Origin of the sequence: Pseudomonas oryzae (assembly GCF_900104805.1) — a bacterium.
GTDB lineage: Bacteria > Pseudomonadota > Gammaproteobacteria > Pseudomonadales > Pseudomonadaceae > Geopseudomonas > Geopseudomonas oryzae.
The window spans coordinates 3,493,299-3,510,930 of sequence record NZ_LT629751.1 but is presented as its reverse complement, the minus strand read 5'-3'; the positions used below and the strand labels follow the sequence as shown (position 1 = coordinate 3,510,930).

At 61.2% G+C, this 17,632-nt stretch carries 25 protein-coding genes; all 25 read left to right on the top strand.

The features are described 5' to 3' along the window. The first annotated feature begins 49 nt into the window (after window positions 1–49). The 25 genes from rpoC (at window position 50) to rpmD (ending at window position 17,623) form a co-directional block, all read left to right on the top strand. A complete protein-coding gene (gene rpoC, locus BLT78_RS15850; RefSeq protein ID WP_090350231.1) occupies window positions 50–4,249 on the top strand; it encodes a DNA-directed RNA polymerase subunit beta' in 4,200 nt (1,399 codons plus the stop codon). Window positions 4,250–4,390: 141 nt separating this feature from the next. Further along, window positions 4,391–4,762, top strand: a complete 372-nt coding sequence (gene rpsL, locus BLT78_RS15845; RefSeq protein WP_090350228.1) for a 30S ribosomal protein S12 — start codon at window positions 4,391–4,393, stop codon at window positions 4,760–4,762. 86 nt (window positions 4,763–4,848) lie between these two features. Beyond that, a complete protein-coding gene (gene rpsG / locus BLT78_RS15840; RefSeq protein ID WP_090313836.1) occupies window positions 4,849–5,319 on the top strand; it encodes a 30S ribosomal protein S7 in 471 nt (156 codons plus the stop codon). Between the two features lie 30 nt (window positions 5,320–5,349). Beyond that, a complete protein-coding gene (gene fusA / locus BLT78_RS15835) occupies window positions 5,350–7,479 on the top strand; it encodes an elongation factor G (protein ID WP_090350226.1) in 2,130 nt (709 codons plus the stop codon). A 31-nt stretch (window positions 7,480–7,510) separates the two neighbouring features. Then, entirely contained in the window at window positions 7,511–8,704 is a 1,194-nt protein-coding gene (gene tuf / locus BLT78_RS15830; RefSeq protein WP_090350222.1) for an elongation factor Tu, read from the top strand. Between the two features lie 153 nt (window positions 8,705–8,857). After that, entirely contained in the window at window positions 8,858–9,169 is a 312-nt protein-coding gene (gene rpsJ, locus BLT78_RS15825; RefSeq protein ID WP_003103876.1) for a 30S ribosomal protein S10, read from the top strand. An 87-nt stretch (window positions 9,170–9,256) separates the two neighbouring features. Further along, window positions 9,257–9,886 (top strand): 50S ribosomal protein L3, encoded by a 630-nt coding sequence (rplC, locus tag BLT78_RS15820; protein WP_090350219.1) that lies wholly within the window; start codon window positions 9,257–9,259, stop codon window positions 9,884–9,886. A 14-nt stretch (window positions 9,887–9,900) separates the two neighbouring features. Continuing rightward, on the top strand, window positions 9,901–10,503 hold the full coding sequence (gene rplD, locus BLT78_RS15815; RefSeq protein ID WP_090350215.1) for a 50S ribosomal protein L4: 603 nt from the start codon (window positions 9,901–9,903) through the stop codon (window positions 10,501–10,503). Then, window positions 10,500–10,802: a 50S ribosomal protein L23 gene (rplW, locus tag BLT78_RS15810; protein WP_090350212.1), complete on the top strand. Its 303-nt coding sequence runs from the start codon at window positions 10,500–10,502 to the stop codon at window positions 10,800–10,802. Before rplD ends, rplW begins: the two co-directional genes overlap by 4 nt. Window positions 10,803–10,816: 14 nt before the next feature. Continuing rightward, window positions 10,817–11,638 (top strand): 50S ribosomal protein L2, encoded by an 822-nt coding sequence (gene rplB, locus BLT78_RS15805; RefSeq protein ID WP_090350209.1) that lies wholly within the window; start codon window positions 10,817–10,819, stop codon window positions 11,636–11,638. Between the two features lie 17 nt (window positions 11,639–11,655). Further along, complete coding sequence (gene rpsS / locus BLT78_RS15800; RefSeq protein ID WP_090350206.1) at window positions 11,656–11,931, top strand: 30S ribosomal protein S19; 276 nt, start codon at window positions 11,656–11,658, stop codon at window positions 11,929–11,931. Window positions 11,932–11,942: 11 nt separating this feature from the next. Beyond that, window positions 11,943–12,275: a 50S ribosomal protein L22 gene (rplV, locus tag BLT78_RS15795; RefSeq protein WP_090350203.1), complete on the top strand. Its 333-nt coding sequence runs from the start codon at window positions 11,943–11,945 to the stop codon at window positions 12,273–12,275. 13 nt (window positions 12,276–12,288) lie between these two features. Continuing rightward, a complete protein-coding gene (gene rpsC / locus BLT78_RS15790; protein WP_090350201.1) occupies window positions 12,289–12,975 on the top strand; it encodes a 30S ribosomal protein S3 in 687 nt (228 codons plus the stop codon). A 14-nt stretch (window positions 12,976–12,989) separates the two neighbouring features. Continuing rightward, complete coding sequence (rplP, locus tag BLT78_RS15785) at window positions 12,990–13,403, top strand: 50S ribosomal protein L16 (protein WP_090350198.1); 414 nt, start codon at window positions 12,990–12,992, stop codon at window positions 13,401–13,403. Then, a complete protein-coding gene (gene rpmC / locus BLT78_RS15780) occupies window positions 13,403–13,594 on the top strand; it encodes a 50S ribosomal protein L29 (protein WP_003093720.1) in 192 nt (63 codons plus the stop codon). The genes rplP and rpmC overlap by 1 nt, the downstream gene beginning before the upstream one ends. Window positions 13,595–13,596: 2 nt before the next feature. After that, the gene (gene rpsQ / locus BLT78_RS15775) at window positions 13,597–13,863 is read left to right on the top strand and encodes a 30S ribosomal protein S17 (protein WP_090350195.1); all 267 of its coding nucleotides are present in this window, start codon (window positions 13,597–13,599) and stop codon (window positions 13,861–13,863) included. Between the two features lie 22 nt (window positions 13,864–13,885). After that, window positions 13,886–14,254 (top strand): 50S ribosomal protein L14, encoded by a 369-nt coding sequence (gene rplN, locus BLT78_RS15770; protein ID WP_090350193.1) that lies wholly within the window; start codon window positions 13,886–13,888, stop codon window positions 14,252–14,254. A 12-nt stretch (window positions 14,255–14,266) separates the two neighbouring features. Further along, the gene (gene rplX / locus BLT78_RS15765; protein ID WP_090350190.1) at window positions 14,267–14,581 is read left to right on the top strand and encodes a 50S ribosomal protein L24; all 315 of its coding nucleotides are present in this window, start codon (window positions 14,267–14,269) and stop codon (window positions 14,579–14,581) included. 19 nt (window positions 14,582–14,600) lie between these two features. Continuing rightward, window positions 14,601–15,140 (top strand): 50S ribosomal protein L5, encoded by a 540-nt coding sequence (rplE, locus tag BLT78_RS15760; RefSeq protein ID WP_090350187.1) that lies wholly within the window; start codon window positions 14,601–14,603, stop codon window positions 15,138–15,140. A 13-nt stretch (window positions 15,141–15,153) separates the two neighbouring features. Next, the gene (gene rpsN, locus BLT78_RS15755; RefSeq protein ID WP_090350184.1) at window positions 15,154–15,459 is read left to right on the top strand and encodes a 30S ribosomal protein S14; all 306 of its coding nucleotides are present in this window, start codon (window positions 15,154–15,156) and stop codon (window positions 15,457–15,459) included. Window positions 15,460–15,635: 176 nt separating this feature from the next. Next, complete coding sequence (gene rpsH / locus BLT78_RS15750; RefSeq protein ID WP_090350181.1) at window positions 15,636–16,028, top strand: 30S ribosomal protein S8; 393 nt, start codon at window positions 15,636–15,638, stop codon at window positions 16,026–16,028. Between the two features lie 11 nt (window positions 16,029–16,039). Then, window positions 16,040–16,573, top strand: coding sequence for a 50S ribosomal protein L6 (rplF, locus tag BLT78_RS15745; protein WP_090350178.1), 534 nt, complete (start codon window positions 16,040–16,042; stop codon window positions 16,571–16,573). A 10-nt stretch (window positions 16,574–16,583) separates the two neighbouring features. Continuing rightward, window positions 16,584–16,934, top strand: a complete 351-nt coding sequence (gene rplR / locus BLT78_RS15740; protein WP_090350174.1) for a 50S ribosomal protein L18 — start codon at window positions 16,584–16,586, stop codon at window positions 16,932–16,934. Window positions 16,935–16,937: 3 nt separating this feature from the next. After that, complete coding sequence (rpsE, locus tag BLT78_RS15735; protein ID WP_090350171.1) at window positions 16,938–17,438, top strand: 30S ribosomal protein S5; 501 nt, start codon at window positions 16,938–16,940, stop codon at window positions 17,436–17,438. Window positions 17,439–17,440: 2 nt separating this feature from the next. Beyond that, a complete protein-coding gene (gene rpmD, locus BLT78_RS15730; RefSeq protein WP_090213051.1) occupies window positions 17,441–17,623 on the top strand; it encodes a 50S ribosomal protein L30 in 183 nt (60 codons plus the stop codon). Window positions 17,624–17,632 lie beyond the last annotated feature (9 nt).

The window sequence follows — 17,632 nt, the reverse complement described above, 5'->3', positions numbered from 1 at the left end:
GTACCGGCGGCAGGCGAGCCTGCCGCCGGCTCCGTGAGGAGGAAAGGCCTTGAAAGACCTGCTTAACCTTTTGAAAAACCAGGGTCAGATCGAAGAGTTCGATGCCATCCGTATCGGCCTGGCGTCGCCCGAGATGATCCGCTCCTGGTCCTTCGGCGAAGTGAAGAAGCCGGAGACCATCAACTACCGTACCTTCAAGCCGGAGCGCGACGGCCTGTTCTGCGCCAAGATCTTCGGCCCGGTGAAGGACTACGAGTGCCTGTGCGGCAAGTACAAGCGCCTCAAGCACCGTGGCGTGATCTGCGAGAAGTGCGGCGTGGAAGTCGCCCTGGCCAAGGTGCGCCGCGAGCGCATGGGCCACATCGAGCTGGCCTCGCCGGTCGCCCACATCTGGTTCCTCAAGTCGCTGCCGTCGCGTATCGGTCTGCTGCTGGACATGACCCTGCGCGACATCGAGCGCGTGCTCTACTTCGAGAGCTACGTGGTCATCGACCCGGGCATGACCCCGCTCGAGAAAGGCCAGCTGCTCAATGACGAGCAGTACTTCGAGGCGCTTGAGGAGCACGGCGACGACTTCGACGCGCGCATGGGCGCCGAAGCGGTGTTCGAGCTGCTCGCTGCCATCGATCTGGATCACGAGATCGGTCGTCTGCGCGAGGAAATCCCGCAGACCAACTCCGAGACCAAGATCAAGAAGCTGTCCAAGCGCCTCAAGCTGATGGAAGCCTTCCAGGGTTCCGGCAACAAGCCGGAGTGGATGGTGCTGACCGTCCTGCCGGTGCTGCCGCCGGACCTGCGTCCGCTGGTGCCGCTGGATGGCGGACGCTTCGCGACCTCCGATCTGAACGATCTGTACCGTCGCGTGATCAACCGTAACAACCGTCTGAAGCGCCTGCTCGACCTGGCCGCGCCGGACATCATCGTGCGCAACGAAAAGCGCATGCTGCAGGAGGCCGTGGACGCCCTGCTGGACAACGGCCGCCGTGGCCGTGCCATCACCGGCTCCAACAAGCGCCCGCTGAAGTCCCTGGCCGACATGATCAAGGGCAAGCAGGGTCGTTTCCGTCAAAACCTGCTCGGCAAGCGCGTCGACTACTCCGGCCGTTCGGTGATCACCGTCGGCCCGACCCTGCGTCTGCACCAGTGCGGCCTGCCGAAGAAGATGGCCCTCGAGCTGTTCAAGCCGTTCATCTTCGGCAAGCTCGAAGCCCGCGGCATGGCGACCACCATCAAGGCGGCCAAGAAGATGGTCGAGCGCGAGCTGCCCGAGGTCTGGGACGTACTCGCCGAAGTCATCCGCGAACATCCCGTGCTGCTCAACCGTGCGCCGACCCTGCACCGTCTGGGCATCCAGGCGTTCGAGCCGGTGCTCATCGAAGGCAAGGCCCTGCAGCTGCACCCGCTGGTGTGCGCCGCGTACAACGCCGACTTCGACGGCGACCAGATGGCCGTGCACGTTCCGCTGACCCTCGAGGCCCAGCTGGAAGCGCGCGCGCTGATGATGTCGACCAACAACATCCTGTCGCCCGCCAACGGCGAGCCGATCATCGTGCCGTCGCAGGACGTGGTGCTCGGCCTGTACTACATGACCCGCGAGGCGATCAACGCCAAGGGTGAAGGTCGCGTGTTCGCCGACCTGCAGGAAGTCGACCGCGTGTTCCGCGCCGGTGAAGTCTCCCTGCACGCCAAGGTCAAGGTGCGCATCAACGAGACCGTCAAGCAGAAGGACGGCAGCATCATCAAGAACACCCGCATCGTCGACACCACCGTCGGTCGTGCGCTGCTGTTCCAGATCGTGCCGGCCGGCCTGCCGTTCGACGTGGTCAACCAGTCGATGAAGAAGAAGGCGATCTCCAAGCTGATCAACCACAGCTATCGCGTGGTGGGTCTCAAGGACACCGTCATCTTCGCCGACCAGCTGATGTACACCGGTTTTGCCTACTCGACCCTCTCCGGCGTGTCGATCGGCGTCAACGACTTCGTCATTCCGGACGCCAAGGCGCGCATCATCGATGCCGCCACCGCCGAGGTGAAGGAGATCGAGACCCAGTACGCCTCCGGCCTGGTGACCCAGGGCGAGAAGTACAACAAGGTGATTGACCTGTGGTCGAAGGCCAACGACGAAGTGTCCAAGGCGATGATGGCCAACCTGTCCAAGGACAAGGTCATCGACCGTCACGGCAACGAAGTCGAGCAGGAGTCGTTCAACTCCATGTACATGATGGCGGACTCCGGTGCGCGGGGTTCTGCCGCCCAGATCCGTCAGCTCGCCGGCATGCGCGGCCTGATGGCCAAGCCGGATGGCTCGATCATCGAGACCCCGATCACCGCGAACTTCCGCGAGGGTCTGAACGTACTGCAGTACTTCATCTCCACCCACGGTGCGCGTAAGGGTCTGGCGGATACCGCGCTGAAGACCGCCAACTCCGGTTACCTGACCCGCCGTCTGGTCGACGTGGCCCAGGACCTGGTGGTGACCGAGATCGACTGCGGCACCGAGCACGGCCTGCTCATGACCCCGCACATCGAAGGCGGCGACATCGTCGAGCCGCTCGGTGAGCGCGTCCTCGGTCGCGTGATCGCTCGCGACGTGCCCAAGCCGGGTACCGACGAGATCATCGTGCCGGCCGGCACCCTGATCGACGAGCAGTGGGTCGATTTCCTCGAGCTGAACAGCGTCGACGAAGTGGTCGTGCGCTCGCCGATCACCTGCGAAACCCGCTACGGCATCTGCGCCAAGTGCTACGGCCGCGATCTGGCCCGTGGTCATCAGGTCAACATCGGCGAGGCCGTCGGCGTGATCGCTGCCCAGTCGATCGGTGAGCCGGGCACCCAGCTGACCATGCGTACCTTCCACATCGGTGGTGCGGCCAGCCGAAGCGCAGCGCAGGACAGCATCCAGGTGAAGAGCGGCGGCACCATCCGTCTGCACAACCTGAAGAACGTCGAGCGTGCCGACGGCGCCCTGGTGGCAGTGTCGCGTTCCGGTGAGCTGGCGGTGGCCGACGACTTCGGTCGCGAGCGCGAGCGCTACAAGCTGCCCTACGGTGCGGTGATCTCGGTCAAGGAAGGCGACAAGGTCGAGGCCGGCGCCATCGTGGCCAAGTGGGACCCGCACACCCACCCGATCATCACCGAGATGGCCGGTACCGTGACCTTCGTCGGCATGGAGGAGGGTATCACCATCCGCCGTCAGACCGACGAACTGACCGGTCTGACCAACATCGAGGTGATGGACCCGAACGAGCGTCCGGCTGCCGGTCGCGAAATCCGTCCGGCGGTGAAGCTGGTCGACGCCAATGGCAAGGACCTGCTGCTGCCGGGTACCGACGTGGTCGCCCAGTACTTCCTGCCGGCCAAGACCCTGGTCAACCTGACCGACGGCGCCAAGGTCAATGTGGGTGACGTGGTCGCACGTATCCCGCAGGAAACCTCGAAGACCCGCGACATCACCGGTGGTCTGCCGCGCGTCGCCGACCTGTTCGAGGCGCGTCGCCCCAAGGAGCCGTCGATTCTCGCCGAGATCAGCGGCACCATCAGCTTCGGCAAGGAGACCAAGGGCAAGCGCCGTCTGGTCATCACGCCGACCGATGGCAGCGAGCCCTACGAGGAGCTGATTCCGAAGTGGCGTCACCTCAACGTCTTCGAAGGCGAACAGGTGAACCGTGGCGAAGTGATCTCCGACGGCCCGAGCAACCCGCACGACATCCTGCGCCTGCTGGGCGTCAGCGCGCTGGCCAAGTACATCGTCAACGAGATCCAGGACGTGTACCGCCTGCAGGGCGTGAAGATCAACGACAAGCACATCGAGACCATCCTGCGGCAGATGCTGCGCAAGGTCGAGATCAGCGAGTCGGGCGACTCCAGCTTCATCAAGGGCGACCAGGCCGAGCTGACTCAGGTGCTGGAGGAGAACGAGCGCCTGGGCACCGAGGACAAGTTCGTCGCCAAGTACGAGCGCGTCCTGCTGGGTATCACCAAGGCCTCGCTGTCGACCGAGTCGTTCATCTCCGCTGCCTCCTTCCAGGAGACCACCCGCGTCCTCACCGAGGCGGCGGTCACCGGCAAGCGCGACTACCTGCGCGGCCTGAAGGAGAACGTGGTGGTCGGTCGCCTGATTCCGGCCGGTACCGGCCTGGCCTATCACAGCGAGCGCAAGCGCAAGCGCGATGCCGAGAAGCCGCAGCGCGTGAGTGCCAGCGAGGTCGAAGCGGCACTGACCGAAGCGCTGAACTTCAGCGAAAAATGAGTGCCACCCCCGGGCGTCGTCGCGCCCGGGGGTGCCTTGACGAGGGGTGTCAAGCTCTTTAGACTCTTGTACCCCTTAATCTCGCGGGGCGTATTGCCTTGCGAAATTTTTGTGTCGAAAGACAATCAGTGGAGCTAGTAGATGGCAACTATCAACCAGCTGGTGCGTCAGCCGCGCAAGCGCGTCTCTGAAAAGAGCGACGTGCCTGCGCTGCAGAACTGCCCCCAGCGCCGCGGCGTTTGCACCCGCGTTTACACCACCACCCCGAAGAAGCCGAACTCCGCGCTGCGTAAGGTCTGCCGTGTGCGCCTGACCAACGGCTACGAAGTCGCTTCCTACATCGGCGGTGAAGGTCACAACCTCCAGGAGCACAGCGTCGTGCTGATCCGTGGCGGTCGTGTGAAGGACCTGCCGGGTGTGCGTTACCACACCGTCCGTGGTTCGCTGGATACCTCCGGCGTGAAGGATCGCAAGCAGGGCCGTTCGAAGTACGGCGCCAAGCGTCCGAAGTAATTTTCCGAATTCATTTTTTGTCGAGTCGATAAGAGTAAGGTCGGGCGAGTCCCGGGCTAACCTGAAGACCGTTTGAGGGCTTATCAATGCCAAGACGTCGTGTAGCGGCCAAGCGTGAAATCCTGGCTGATCCGAAGTACGGAAGCCAGATCCTGGCTAAATTCATGAACCACGTGATGGAAAGCGGCAAGAAGGCCGTGGCCGAGCGCATCGTTTACGGCGCTCTGGAAACCGTCAAGCAGCGCAAGAACGTTGACCCCCTGGAAACCTTCGAGAAAGCACTCGACGCCATCGCTCCGCTGGTCGAAGTGAAGTCCCGCCGTGTCGGCGGTGCTACCTACCAGGTTCCGGTCGAAGTTCGCCCGTCCCGTCGCAACGCGCTCGCCATGCGCTGGCTGGTGGATTACGCGCGTAAGCGCGGCGAGAAGTCCATGGCCCTGCGCCTGGCTGGCGAGCTGATCGATGCCGCTGAAGGCAAGGGCGCCGCAGTGAAGAAGCGCGAAGACGTGCACCGTATGGCCGAAGCCAACAAGGCTTTCTCGCACTACCGTTTCTAAGCAGCGCTTTCACCTAGCGAGGACCCTATCGTGGCCCGTACTACACCAATCAACCGCTACCGCAATATCGGTATCTGCGCCCACGTGGATGCCGGTAAGACCACCACCACCGAGCGGATCCTGTTCTACACCGGCCTCAGCCACAAGATGGGTGAAGTGCACGACGGCGCTGCCACCACCGACTGGATGGTGCAGGAGCAGGAGCGTGGTATCACCATCACCTCCGCTGCGATCACCACCTTCTGGGAAGGCTCGCGCGGCCAGTACGACAAGTACCGCGTGAACGTGATCGATACCCCCGGCCACGTAGACTTCACCATTGAAGTCGAGCGCTCCCTGCGCGTGCTGGACGGCGCTGTCGTGGTGTTCTGTGGTACCTCCGGCGTTGAGCCGCAGTCCGAAACCGTATGGCGTCAGGCCAACAAGTACGGCGTTCCGCGTATCGTCTACGTGAACAAGATGGACCGCGCCGGCGCCAACTTCCTGCGCGTCGTCGGTCAGATCAAGAACCGTCTGGGTCATACCCCGGTTCCGGTCCAGCTGGCCATCGGTGCCGAAGAAGACTTCCAGGGTCAGATCGACCTGCTGAAGATGAAGGCCATCTACTGGAACGAAGACGACAAGGGCACCACCTACCGCGAGGAAGAGATTCCGGCCGAGCTGGTGGACCTGGCCAACGAGTGGCGCAGCAACATGGTCGAGGCTGCTGCCGAGGCCAATGAAGAGCTGATGAACAAGTACCTGGAAGAGGGCGAGCTGACGGTCGAAGAGATCAAGGCCGGCCTGCGCCAGCGTACCATCGCCTGCGAAATCGTTCCGGCTGTCTGCGGCTCCTCCTTCAAGAACAAGGGCGTGCCCCTGGTTCTCGACGCCGTCATCGACTTCCTGCCGGCTCCGACCGAGATTCCGGCGATTCAGGGTATCCACCCGGATAGCACTGATGACAACGAGATCCACGACGAGCGTCATGCCAGCGATGACGAGCCCTTCGCGGCTCTGGCGTTCAAGATCGCTACCGACCCGTTCGTCGGCACCCTGACCTTCGCCCGCGTCTACTCCGGCGTGCTGAGCTCGGGTGACTCGGTGCTGAACTCGGTGAAGGGCAAGAAGGAGCGCGTCGGCCGGATGGTGCAGATGCACGCCAACCAGCGCGACGAGATCAAGGAGTGCCGTGCCGGCGACATCGCTGCGCTGATCGGCATGAAGGACGTCACCACCGGCGACACCCTGTGCGACATCGAGAAGCCGATCATCCTCGAGCGCATGGACTTCCCGGAGCCGGTCATCTCGGTAGCTGTCGAGCCGAAGACCAAGGCTGACCAAGAGAAGATGGGTATCGCCCTCGGCAAGCTGGCCCAGGAAGACCCGTCGTTCCGCGTCAAGACCGACGAAGAAACCGGCCAGACCATCATTTCCGGCATGGGTGAGCTGCACCTGGACATCCTCGTCGACCGCATGAAGCGCGAGTTCGGCGTTGAGGCCAACATCGGCAAGCCGCAGGTTTCCTACCGTGAAACCATCTCCAAGGATAACGTGGAGATCGAAGGCAAGTTCGTTCGCCAGTCCGGCGGTCGTGGCCAGTTCGGTCACTGCTGGATCCGCTTCTCGGCTCCGGATGTGGACGAGAAGGGCAACATCACCGAAGGCCTGGTCTTCACCAACGAGGTCGTGGGTGGTGTGGTTCCGAAGGAGTATATCCCGGCGATCCAGAAGGGTATCGAAGAGCAGATGAAGAACGGCGTTGTCGCCGGCTATCCGCTCATCGGCCTGAAGGCCACCGTGTTCGATGGTTCCTACCACGACGTCGACTCCAACGAGATGGCGTTCAAGATCGCTGCCTCCATGGCTACCAAGCAGCTGGCCCAGAAGGGTGGCGGCAAGGTCCTCGAGCCGATCATGAAGGTAGAGGTGGTGACTCCGGAGGACTACATGGGCGACGTGATGGGTGACCTGAACCGTCGTCGTGGTCTGATCCAGGGTATGGAAGACACCGTCTCCGGCAAGGTCATTCGCGCCGAAGTTCCGCTGGGCGAGATGTTTGGCTACGCTACCGACGTACGTTCCATGTCCCAGGGTCGCGCGAGCTACTCCATGGAATTCTCCAAATACGCCGAAGCTCCGTCGAACATCGTCGAAGCTATCGTCAAGAAACAAGGCTGATCCAGTCCTTTAAGCTAAGAGGTTCACTGTCGTGGCTAAAGAAAAATTTGAACGTAACAAACCGCACGTCAACGTCGGCACCATCGGTCACGTTGACCATGGCAAGACCACTCTGACCGCTGCTCTGACCAAGGTCTGCGCCGAGACCTGGGGTGGCGCCGCTCGTGCCTTCGACCAGATCGACAACGCTCCGGAAGAAAAGGCTCGTGGCATCACCATCAACACCTCGCACGTCGAGTACGACTCCCCGAGCCGTCACTACGCTCACGTTGACTGCCCCGGTCACGCTGACTACGTGAAGAACATGATCACCGGTGCTGCCCAGATGGACGGCGCTATCCTGGTCTGCTCCGCTGCCGACGGCCCCATGCCGCAGACCCGCGAGCACATCCTGCTGTCCCGTCAGGTAGGCGTTCCCTACATCGTCGTGTTCCTGAACAAGGCCGACATGGTTGACGACGCCGAGCTGCTGGAACTGGTCGAGATGGAAGTTCGCGACCTGCTGAGCACCTACGACTTCCCGGGTGACGACACCCCGATCGTCATCGGTTCCGCTCTGATGGCCCTGAACGGCCAGGACGACAATGAGATGGGCGTCTCCGCCGTGCGCAAGCTGGTGGAAACCCTGGACTCCTACATTCCGGAGCCGGTGCGTGCCATCGACCAGCCGTTCCTGATGCCGATCGAAGACGTGTTCTCGATCTCCGGCCGCGGCACCGTGGTGACCGGTCGCGTCGAGCGCGGCATCGTCAAGGTGGGCGAGGAAGTGGAAATCGTCGGTATCCGTCCGACCACCAAGACCACCTGCACCGGCGTGGAAATGTTCCGCAAGCTGCTCGACGAAGGTCGTGCCGGCGAGAACATCGGCGCCCTGCTGCGCGGTACCAAGCGTGAGGACGTCGAGCGTGGCCAGGTTCTGGCCAAGCCGGGCACCATCAAGCCGCACACCAAGTTCGAAGCCGAAGTGTACGTGCTGTCCAAGGAAGAAGGCGGTCGTCACACCCCGTTCTTCAAGGGCTACCGTCCGCAGTTCTACTTCCGTACCACCGACGTGACCGGCAACTGCGAACTGCCGGAAGGCGTTGAGATGGTGATGCCGGGCGACAACGTCAAGATGGTTGTCACCCTGATCGCTCCGATCGCCATGGAAGACGGCCTGCGCTTCGCCATCCGCGAAGGCGGTCGTACCGTCGGCGCCGGCGTGGTTGCCAAGATCATCGAGTAATCGACGATCCGTCTAGGGAAAGCCCCCGCCAGGTGCGGGGGCTTTCTCGTTTCTGCTCATTTGTTGACACCCCCGGGGGGCATCCGTACAATTGCGCCTCCTTTTACCGGGCGTATTCCGTCTGGTGGGAATAGCATAGAGTCTGAGGTCAAAATGCAAAACCAACAAATCCGTATTCGGTTGAAGGCTTTTGACCACCGCCTGATCGATCAATCTACCCAGGAAATCGTGGAAACCGCGAAACGTACTGGTGCTCAGGTCCGTGGTCCGATCCCCCTGCCGACCCGCAAGGAGCGGTTCACCGTGCTGATTTCTCCGCACGTCAACAAGGATGCGCGTGATCAGTACGAAATTCGTACCCACAAGCGCGTACTCGACATCGTTCAGCCGACCGACAAGACCGTCGACGCGCTGATGAAGCTCGACCTTGCTGCTGGCGTCGAAGTACAGATCAGCCTCGGCTGAAATCCATTTCCGGATTTCGGTCGTGTAACGCTCTGAAATGGGCGGCCATAGCGGGTGAAAGCCCCGTACACTCAAGAGGTTCAAGACATGACTATTGGTGTAGTCGGTCGTAAGTGCGGCATGACCCGCATTTTCACCGAAGATGGTGTCTCTATTCCGGTTACGGTCATCGAGGTCGAGCCGAATCGCGTCACCCAGTTCAAGAATGAAGAGAGCGATGGCTATCGCGCTGTGCAGGTTACCGTCGGTGAGCGTCGTGCTTCCCGCGTGACCAAGGCTCAGGCTGGTCACTTCGCCAAGGCCAATGTTGCCGCTGGTCGCGCCGTGCTGGAATTCCGTCTCGAAGACGGCGAGTTCCAGGCTGGTGATCAGCTCACCGTTGAGCAGTTCCAGGCTGGTCAGCTGGTCGATGTGACCGGTCAGTCCAAGGGTAAAGGCTACGCCGGTACCATCAAGCGCTGGAACTTCCGCGGTCAGGACAACACTCACGGCAACTCCGTTTCCCACCGTGCCCCGGGTTCCATCGGCCAGTGCCAGACTCCTGGTCGTGTGTTCAAGGGCAAGAAGATGTCCGGTCATCTGGGCGCCGAGCGCGTGACCGTGCAGTCCCTGGAAGTTGTACGTGTCGATGCCGAACGTAACCTGCTGTTGGTCAAGGGCGCAGTCCCGGGTGCCACTGGTGGTGACGTGATCGTGCGTCCGGCTGCCAAGGCTTAAGGGGGATTCGAGAGATGCAACTGAATGTGAACGGTGCGCAGGCGATCGAAGTCTCCGAGCGTACCTTTGGCGGCGAGTTCAACGAGACTCTGGTTCACCAGGCCGTTGTCGCCTACATGGCTGGCGGTCGTCAGGGCACTCGTGCTCAGCTGACCCGCGCTGAAGTTCGTGGTGGTGGCAAGAAGCCGTGGCGCCAGAAGGGTTCGGGCCGTGCCCGTGCCGGCTCCATCCGCAGCCCCATCTGGCGTTCGGGTGGCGTGACCTTCGCAGCCAAGCCGCAGGATCACTCCCAGAAGCTGAACAAGAAGATGTACCGTGCCGCCCTGCGCTCGATCCTGAGCGAACTGGTGCGTCAGGAGCGTCTGATCGTGGTCGAGGACTTCGCCGTCGAAGCGCCGAAGACCAAGGCTCTGGTAAGCAAGCTGGGCGGCCTGGGCCTCTCCGATGTGCTGATCGTGACCGAAGGCGTCGATGAGAACCTGTACCTGGCAGCGCGCAACCTGCCGCACGTCGATGTGCGTGACGTGCAGGGTTCCGACCCGGTCAGCCTGATCGCCTACGACAAGGTGCTGGTCACCGTGTCCGCCGTGAAGAAATTCGAGGAGCTGCTGGGATGAACCAGGAACGCGTATTCAAAGTGCTGGTTGGCCCGCACATCTCCGAGAAGGCCACGACCCTTGCCGATGGCAAGAGCCAGTTCGTTTTCAAGGTTGCGACCGATGCAACCAAGCTGGAAATCAAGAAGGCCGTCGAAACCCTGTTCGGTGTCAAGGTCGAGCGCGTCAGCACCCTGAACGTCAAGGGCAAGACCAAGCGCACCGTGCGTGGCTTCGGTAAGCGCAACGACTGGAAAAAGGCGTACATCGCCCTCCAGCCGGGCCAAGACCTCGATTTCACCAGCGGCGCCGCTGAGTAAGGTAGGAGTGCATCATGGCAATCGTTAAGTGCAAGCCGACTTCCGCTGGCCGCCGTTTCGTGGTCAAGGTTGTCAATGCCGACCTGCACAAGGGCGCTCCGTACGCTCCGCTGGTCGAGAAGAAGAGCAAGACCGGTGGCCGTAACAACAACGGCCGCATCACCACCCGCCACATCGGTGGTGGTCACAAGCAGCACTACCGTCTGGTCGATTTCCGTCGCGACAAGGATGGCATTCCTGCCATCGTCGAGCGCGTGGAATACGATCCGAACCGTACTGCCCACATCGCCCTGCTGAAGTACGCAGATGGCGAGCGTCGTTACATCATCGCGCCGAAAGGCGTGAGCGCTGGCGACCAGCTGATCTCCGGTGCCCACGCGCCGATCAAGGCTGGCAACTCCCTGCCGCTGCGCAACATCCCGGTCGGTTCCACCGTCCACGGGATCGAGCTGAAGCCGGGCAAGGGCGCCCAGATCGCGCGTTCCGCTGGTGCTTCCGTGCAGCTGGTGGCTCGTGAAGGTGCCTACGTGACCCTGCGTCTGCGCTCCGGCGAAATGCGCAAAGTCCTGGCTGAGTGCCGCGCGACCCTGGGCGAAGTCTCGAACTCCGAGCACAGCCTGCGTTCGCTGGGTAAGGCCGGTGCCAAGCGCTGGAAAGGTATCCGTCCGACCGTTCGTGGTGCCGCCATGAACCCGGTCGACCACCCGCATGGTGGTGGTGAAGGTCGTACCTCCGGTGGCCGTCATCCGGTTTCGCCGTGGGGCTTCCCGACCAAGGGCGCGAAGACCCGTTCCAACAAGCGCACCGACAACATGATTGTCCGTCGCCGCAAGTAACGTAGAGGGATACGACAGTGCCGCGTTCTCTGAAAAAAGGTCCGTTTATCGATCTTCACCTGATCAAGAAGGTCGAAGTGGCGGTGGAAAAGAACGAGCGTAAGCCGATCAAGACCTGGTCGCGTCGTTCGATGATTCTGCCGCAGATGGTCGGTCTGACCATCGCCGTGCATAACGGTCGTCAACATGTCCCGGTTCTGGTGAACGAAGACATGGTCGGCCACAAACTCGGCGAGTTCGCTGCTACCCGCACCTATCGCGGTCATGCTGCGGACAAGAAAGCCAAGCGTTAAGGGGTAAGGAAATGGAAGTAGCCGCTAAGTTGTCGGGCGCTCGCATCTCCGCCCAGAAAGCCCGCTTGGTCGCCGACCAGATCCGCGGGAAGAAGGTGGGTGAAGCGCTCAATCTGCTGGCATTCAGCAGCAAAAAAGCCGCCGCCATCGTCAAGAAGGTGCTGGAGTCGGCCGTGGCCAACGCCGAGCACAATGAAGGCGCAGACGTGGACGATCTGAAGGTCTCCACCGTTTTCGTCAACGAAGGGCGTTCGCTGAAGCGCATCATGCCGCGCGCCAAGGGCCGTGCTGATCGCATCGTCAAGCGGTCTTGCCATATCACTGTCAAGGTTGCGGACAAGTAACGGAGTCGATCAGATGGGTCAGAAAGTACATCCCACTGGCATTCGCCTGGGCATCGTCAAGGAGCACACCTCGGTCTGGTACGCTGACAAGCGCACCTACGCCGACTACCTGTTCGCGGATCTGAAAGTTCGCGAGTACCTCCTGGACAAACTAAAAAGCGCGTCCGTGAGCCGTATCGACATCGCTCGTCCGGCTCAGACTGCACGCATCACCATCCATACCGCTCGTCCCGGCATCGTGATCGGCAAGAAGGGTGAGGATGTCGAGAAGCTGCGTCAGGACCTGACCAAGCAGATGGGTGTGCCGGTGCACATCAACATCGAAGAGATCCGCAAGCCGGAGCTCGACGCCATGCTGGTTGCACAGAGCGTGGCTCAGCAGCTGGAGCGTCGCGTGATGTTCCGTCGCGCCATGAAGCGCGCCGTACAGAACGCCATGCGCATTGGTGCCAAGGGCATCAAGATCCAGGTGAGTGGTCGTCTCGGTGGTGCGGAAATCGCCCGTACCGAGTGGTACCGCGAAGGTCGTGTGCCGCTGCACACCCTGCGCGCCGACATCGACTACAACACCTACGAAGCGCACACCACCTACGGTGTGATCGGTGTGAAGGTTTGGATCTTCAAGGGCGAGGTCATCGGTGGCCAGCACGAAGAACTCAAGCCGCAAGCGCCTGCGCCTCGCAAAAAAGCTGCTAAGTAAGAGGAGTACGCAACATGCTGCAACCCAAGCGTACAAAATTCCGCAAGCAGATGACCGGCCACAACCGTGGTCTGGCTCACCGCGGTAGCAAAGTCAGCTTCGGCGAGTTCGCGCTGAAGTCCGTGAGCCGTGGCCGCCTGACTGCCCGTCAGATCGAGGCTGCCCGTCGTGCGCTCACTCGTCACGTCAAGCGTGGCGGCAAGATCTGGATCCGCGTGTTCCCCGACAAGCCGGTTACCAAGAAGCCCCTGGAAGTTCGTATGGGTAAAGGTAAGGGTGGCGTCGAGTACTGGGTTGCCCTGATCCAGCCGGGCAAGGTCCTGTACGAGATCGAGGGTGTATCCGAACAGCTGGCTCGCGAGGCTTTCGCCTTGGCTGCTGCCAAGCTGCCGCTCGAGACCACCTTTGTTAAGCGGACGGTGATGTGATGAAAGCGAACGAACTTCGTGAAAAATCCGTTGAGCAGCTGAACGAGCAACTGCTCGGCCTGCTGCGCGACCAGTTCAATCTGCGCATGCAGAAGGCAACTGGCCAGTTGGGGCAGTCTCACCTGCTCTCGCAAGTGAAGCGCGACATCGCTCGCGTGAAAACTGTGCTCAACCAGCAAGCAGGTAAGTAATCATGGCTGAAGCTCAGAAGACCGTCCGTACGCTGACCGGCAAGGTTGTCAGCGACAAAATGGACAAGACCATCACCGTCCTGATCGAGCGTCGCGTCAAGCACCCGATCTACGGTAAATACGTGAAGCGCTCGACCAAGCTGCACGCCCACGACGAAACCAACCAGTGCCGCATTGGTGACCTGGTCACCATCCGCGAGACCCGTCCGCTGGCCAAGACCAAGGCCTGGACTCTGGTGGAAGTCGTCGAACGTGCCGTGGAAGTCTAAGGACTAAGGGTCGGAGAAAGATATGATTCAGACTCAATCCATGCTCGACGTCGCTGACAACAGCGGTGCTCGTCGCGTTATGTGCATCAAGGTCCTGGGTGGTTCGCATCGTCGCTACGCCGGCATTGGTGACATCATCAAGGTGACCGTGAAGGAAGCTATTCCGCGCGGCAAGGTGAAGAAGGGCCAGGTCATGAGCGCCGTGGTCGTCCGCACCCGTCACGGCGTGCGTCGCCCGGATGGCTCGATCATCCGTTTCGACGGCAACGCCGCGGTCCTGCTGAACAACAAGCAGGAGCCCATCGGCACCCGTATCTTTGGCCCGGTGACTCGTGAACTTCGCGGTGAGAAGTTCATGAAGATCGTCTCCCTGGCCCCCGAAGTGCTCTAAGGAGTAGCCGTCATGCAAAAGATTCGTCGTGACGACGAAGTCATCGTCATCGCCGGCAAGGACAAGGGCAAGCGTGGCAAGGTGCTGAAGGTGCTGGCCGACGACCGTCTGGTCGTTGGTGGCGTCAACCTGGTCAAGCGCCATACCAAGCCGAACCCGATGCTGGGCGTTCAAGGCGGTATCGTCGAGAAAGAAGCGCCGCTGCACGTTTCCAACGTTGCGATCTTCAACGGCGAAACCAACAAGGCTGACCGCGTTGGTTTCAAGGTTGAAGACGGCAAGAAAATTCGTGTCTTCAAGTCCACCCAGAAGCCGGTTGGCGCTTGAGAATCATAGGTAGAACACCATGGCACGATTGAAAGAGATTTACCGGAAAGAAATCGCCCCCAAGCTGAAGGAAGACCTGAAGCTGGCGAACGTGATGGAAGTTCCGCGCATCACCAAGATCACCCTGAACATGGGTCTCGGCGAAGCGATCGGTGACAAGAAGGTCATCGAGAACGCGCTGGCTGACATGGAGAAGATCTCCGGTCAGAAGCCGGTGGTTACCCTCGCTCGCAAGTCTGTCGCAGGCTTCAAGGTCCGCGAAGGCTGGCCGATCGGCGTCAAGGTGACCCTGCGTGGCGAGCGCATGTACGAGTTCCTGGATCGTCTGCTGACCATCTCCCTGCCGCGCGTGCGTGACTTCCGCGGCCTGAATGCCAAGTCCTTCGATGGTCGTGGCAACTACAGCATGGGCGTCAAAGAGCAGATCATCTTCCCGGAAATCGATTACGACAAGATCGATGCGCTGCGTGGCATGGACATCACCCTGACCACCACCGCCCGTACCGATGATGAAGGCCGCGCCCTGCTGCGCGCCTTCAAATTCCCGTTCCGCAACTGATTGGAGTAGGAACATGGCCAAAATGAGCATGAAGAACCGTGAGCTGAAGCGTCAGCAAACGGTTGCGAAGTACGCCAAGAAGCGTGCCGAGCTGAAAGCTGTCATTGCCAGCCCGAACTCCACTCCGGAGCAGCGCTGGGAAGCCCTGGTAGCCCTGCAGAAGCAGCCGCGCGACGCGTCGGCTTCCCGTCTGCGCAACCGCTGCCGCATCACCGGTCGTCCGCACGGCTTCTACCGCAAGTTCGGCCTGAGCCGTAACAAGCTGCGTGAAGCTGCCATGCGCGGTGATGTGCCGGGTCTGGTCAAGGCCAGCTGGTAAGACCTACAAGCCTCCCGGGTTCGCCCGAGGGGCAGGTCAAGCGAATCAAGCCCCTTTCGGGGCTTGATTCGTTTTTGATCAGTCTCTAGAATGTTTGGCTCGCCTGAGCCTGGCTTTGCCCGGTCTCGGGCATGTAACGGCCGAAAGGCTTTTTTTGTTTCAGGAGCATCAAGCCCATGAGTATGCAGGACCCGTTAGCGGACATGCTAACTCGTATCCGTAATGCCCAGATGGCTGAGAAGACTGTGGTGACCATGCCGTCTTCCAAGCTGAAGGCGGCAGTAGCAAAAGTTCTGAAGGACGAAGGCTACATCGCGGATTTCCAGGTCAGCGGCGACGTCAAGCAGCAGCTGTCCATCGAACTGAAGTACTTCGAAGGCAAGCCGGTCATCGAAGAGCTCAAGCGCGTCAGCCGTCCCGGTCTGCGCCAGTACAAGGGTGTCGAGCAGCTGCCGAAGGTTCGCGGCGGTCTCGGCGTTTCGATCGTCTCCACCAACAAAGGTGTGATGACCGATCGCGCTGCACGCGCTGCCGGTGTCGGCGGTGAAGTGCTCTGCACCGTGTTCTAAGGGGGATCAGCATGTCTCGCGTTGCTAAGAACCCCGTTGCCCTGCCCGCTGGCGTTGAAGTCAAGCTGGCCGGTCAGCAGCTGTCCGTCAAGGGTGCCAAGGGTACTCTCGAGCTGAACGTGCATCCGTCCGTGGAAGTGATCCAGGATGGCAGCGAGCTGCGTTTCGCAGCCCGCAATGGCGATCAGCAGACTCGTGCCATGGCCGGTACCACCCGCGCCCTGGTCAACAACATGGTGGTTGGCGTCAGCCAGGGCTTCGAGCGCAAGCTCCAGCTGGTTGGCGTTGGTTACCGCGCCCAGGCCAAAGGCAATGTTCTGTCGCTGGCCCTCGGCTTCTCCCATCCGGTCGAGTATGAGCTGCCGGAAGGCATCACCGCCGAGACCCCGAGCCAGACCGATATCCTGATCAAGGGTATCGACAAGCAAGTGGTCGGCCAGGTGGCCGCTGAGATCCGCGATTTCCGTCGTCCGGAGCCGTACAAGGGCAAGGGCGTTCGTTACGCTGACGAAGTGGTCCTTCGCAAAGAAGCCAAGAAGAAGTAGGGCATAGCAAATGAGCGACAAGAAAGTTATCCGTCTGCGTCGCGCTCGCCAGGCACGCCTGAAGATGCGCGAGCTGGAGGCCGTACGCCTTTGCGTGTACCGCTCTTCCCAGCACATGTACGCCCAGGTCATTTCGGCCGACGGCGGCAAGGTCCTGGCCAGTGCCTCGACTCTGGACAAGGAGCTGCGTGGCGCCGCCACCGGCAACGTCGAAGCAGCCAAGAAGGTTGGCCTGCTGGTGGCCGAGCGTGCGAAAGCCGCTGGCGTCACCAAGGTCGCATTCGACCGTTCTGGCTTCAAGTACCACGGTCGTGTGAAGGCACTGGCCGACGCTGCTCGTGAAGGCGGGCTGGAGTTCTAAGAAATGGCGAACAACGAGCAGAAGCGCGACGAAGGCTACATCGAGAAGCTGGTTCAGGTTAACCGCGTTGCCAAGACCGTCAAGGGCGGCCGTATCTTCACCTTCACCGCGCTGACCGTGGTGGGTGATGGCAAGGGTCGCGTCGGTTTCGGTCGCGGCAAGTCCCGCGAAGTCCCGGCTGCCATCCAGAAGGCCATGGAAGCGGCTCGCCGCAACATGATCCAGGTCGATCTGAACGGCACCACCCTGCAGTACCCGATCAAGTCCGCCCATGGCGCCTCCAAGGTGTACATGCAGCCGGCTTCGGAAGGTACCGGTGTCATCGCCGGCGGCGCCATGCGTGCCGTTCTGGAAGTGGCTGGTGTGCAGAACGTTCTGGCCAAGTGCTACGGTTCGACCAACCCGGTGAACGTGGTATACGCCACCTTCAAGGGTCTGAAGAACATGCAGTCCCCGGACTCCGTGGCGGCCAAGCGTGGCAAGAGCGTCGAGGAGATTCTCTGATCATGTCCAATGCCAAGATCAAGGTCACGCTGATCAAGAGCGTGAACGGCCGTCTGGCCAACCACAAGGCGTGCGTCAAGGGTCTCGGCCTGCGTCGCATCAACCACACCGTAGAGGTCCTGGACACTCCCGAGAATCGCGGGATGATCAACAAGGCCTACTACCTGCTGCGTGTGGAGGGTTAATCCATGACC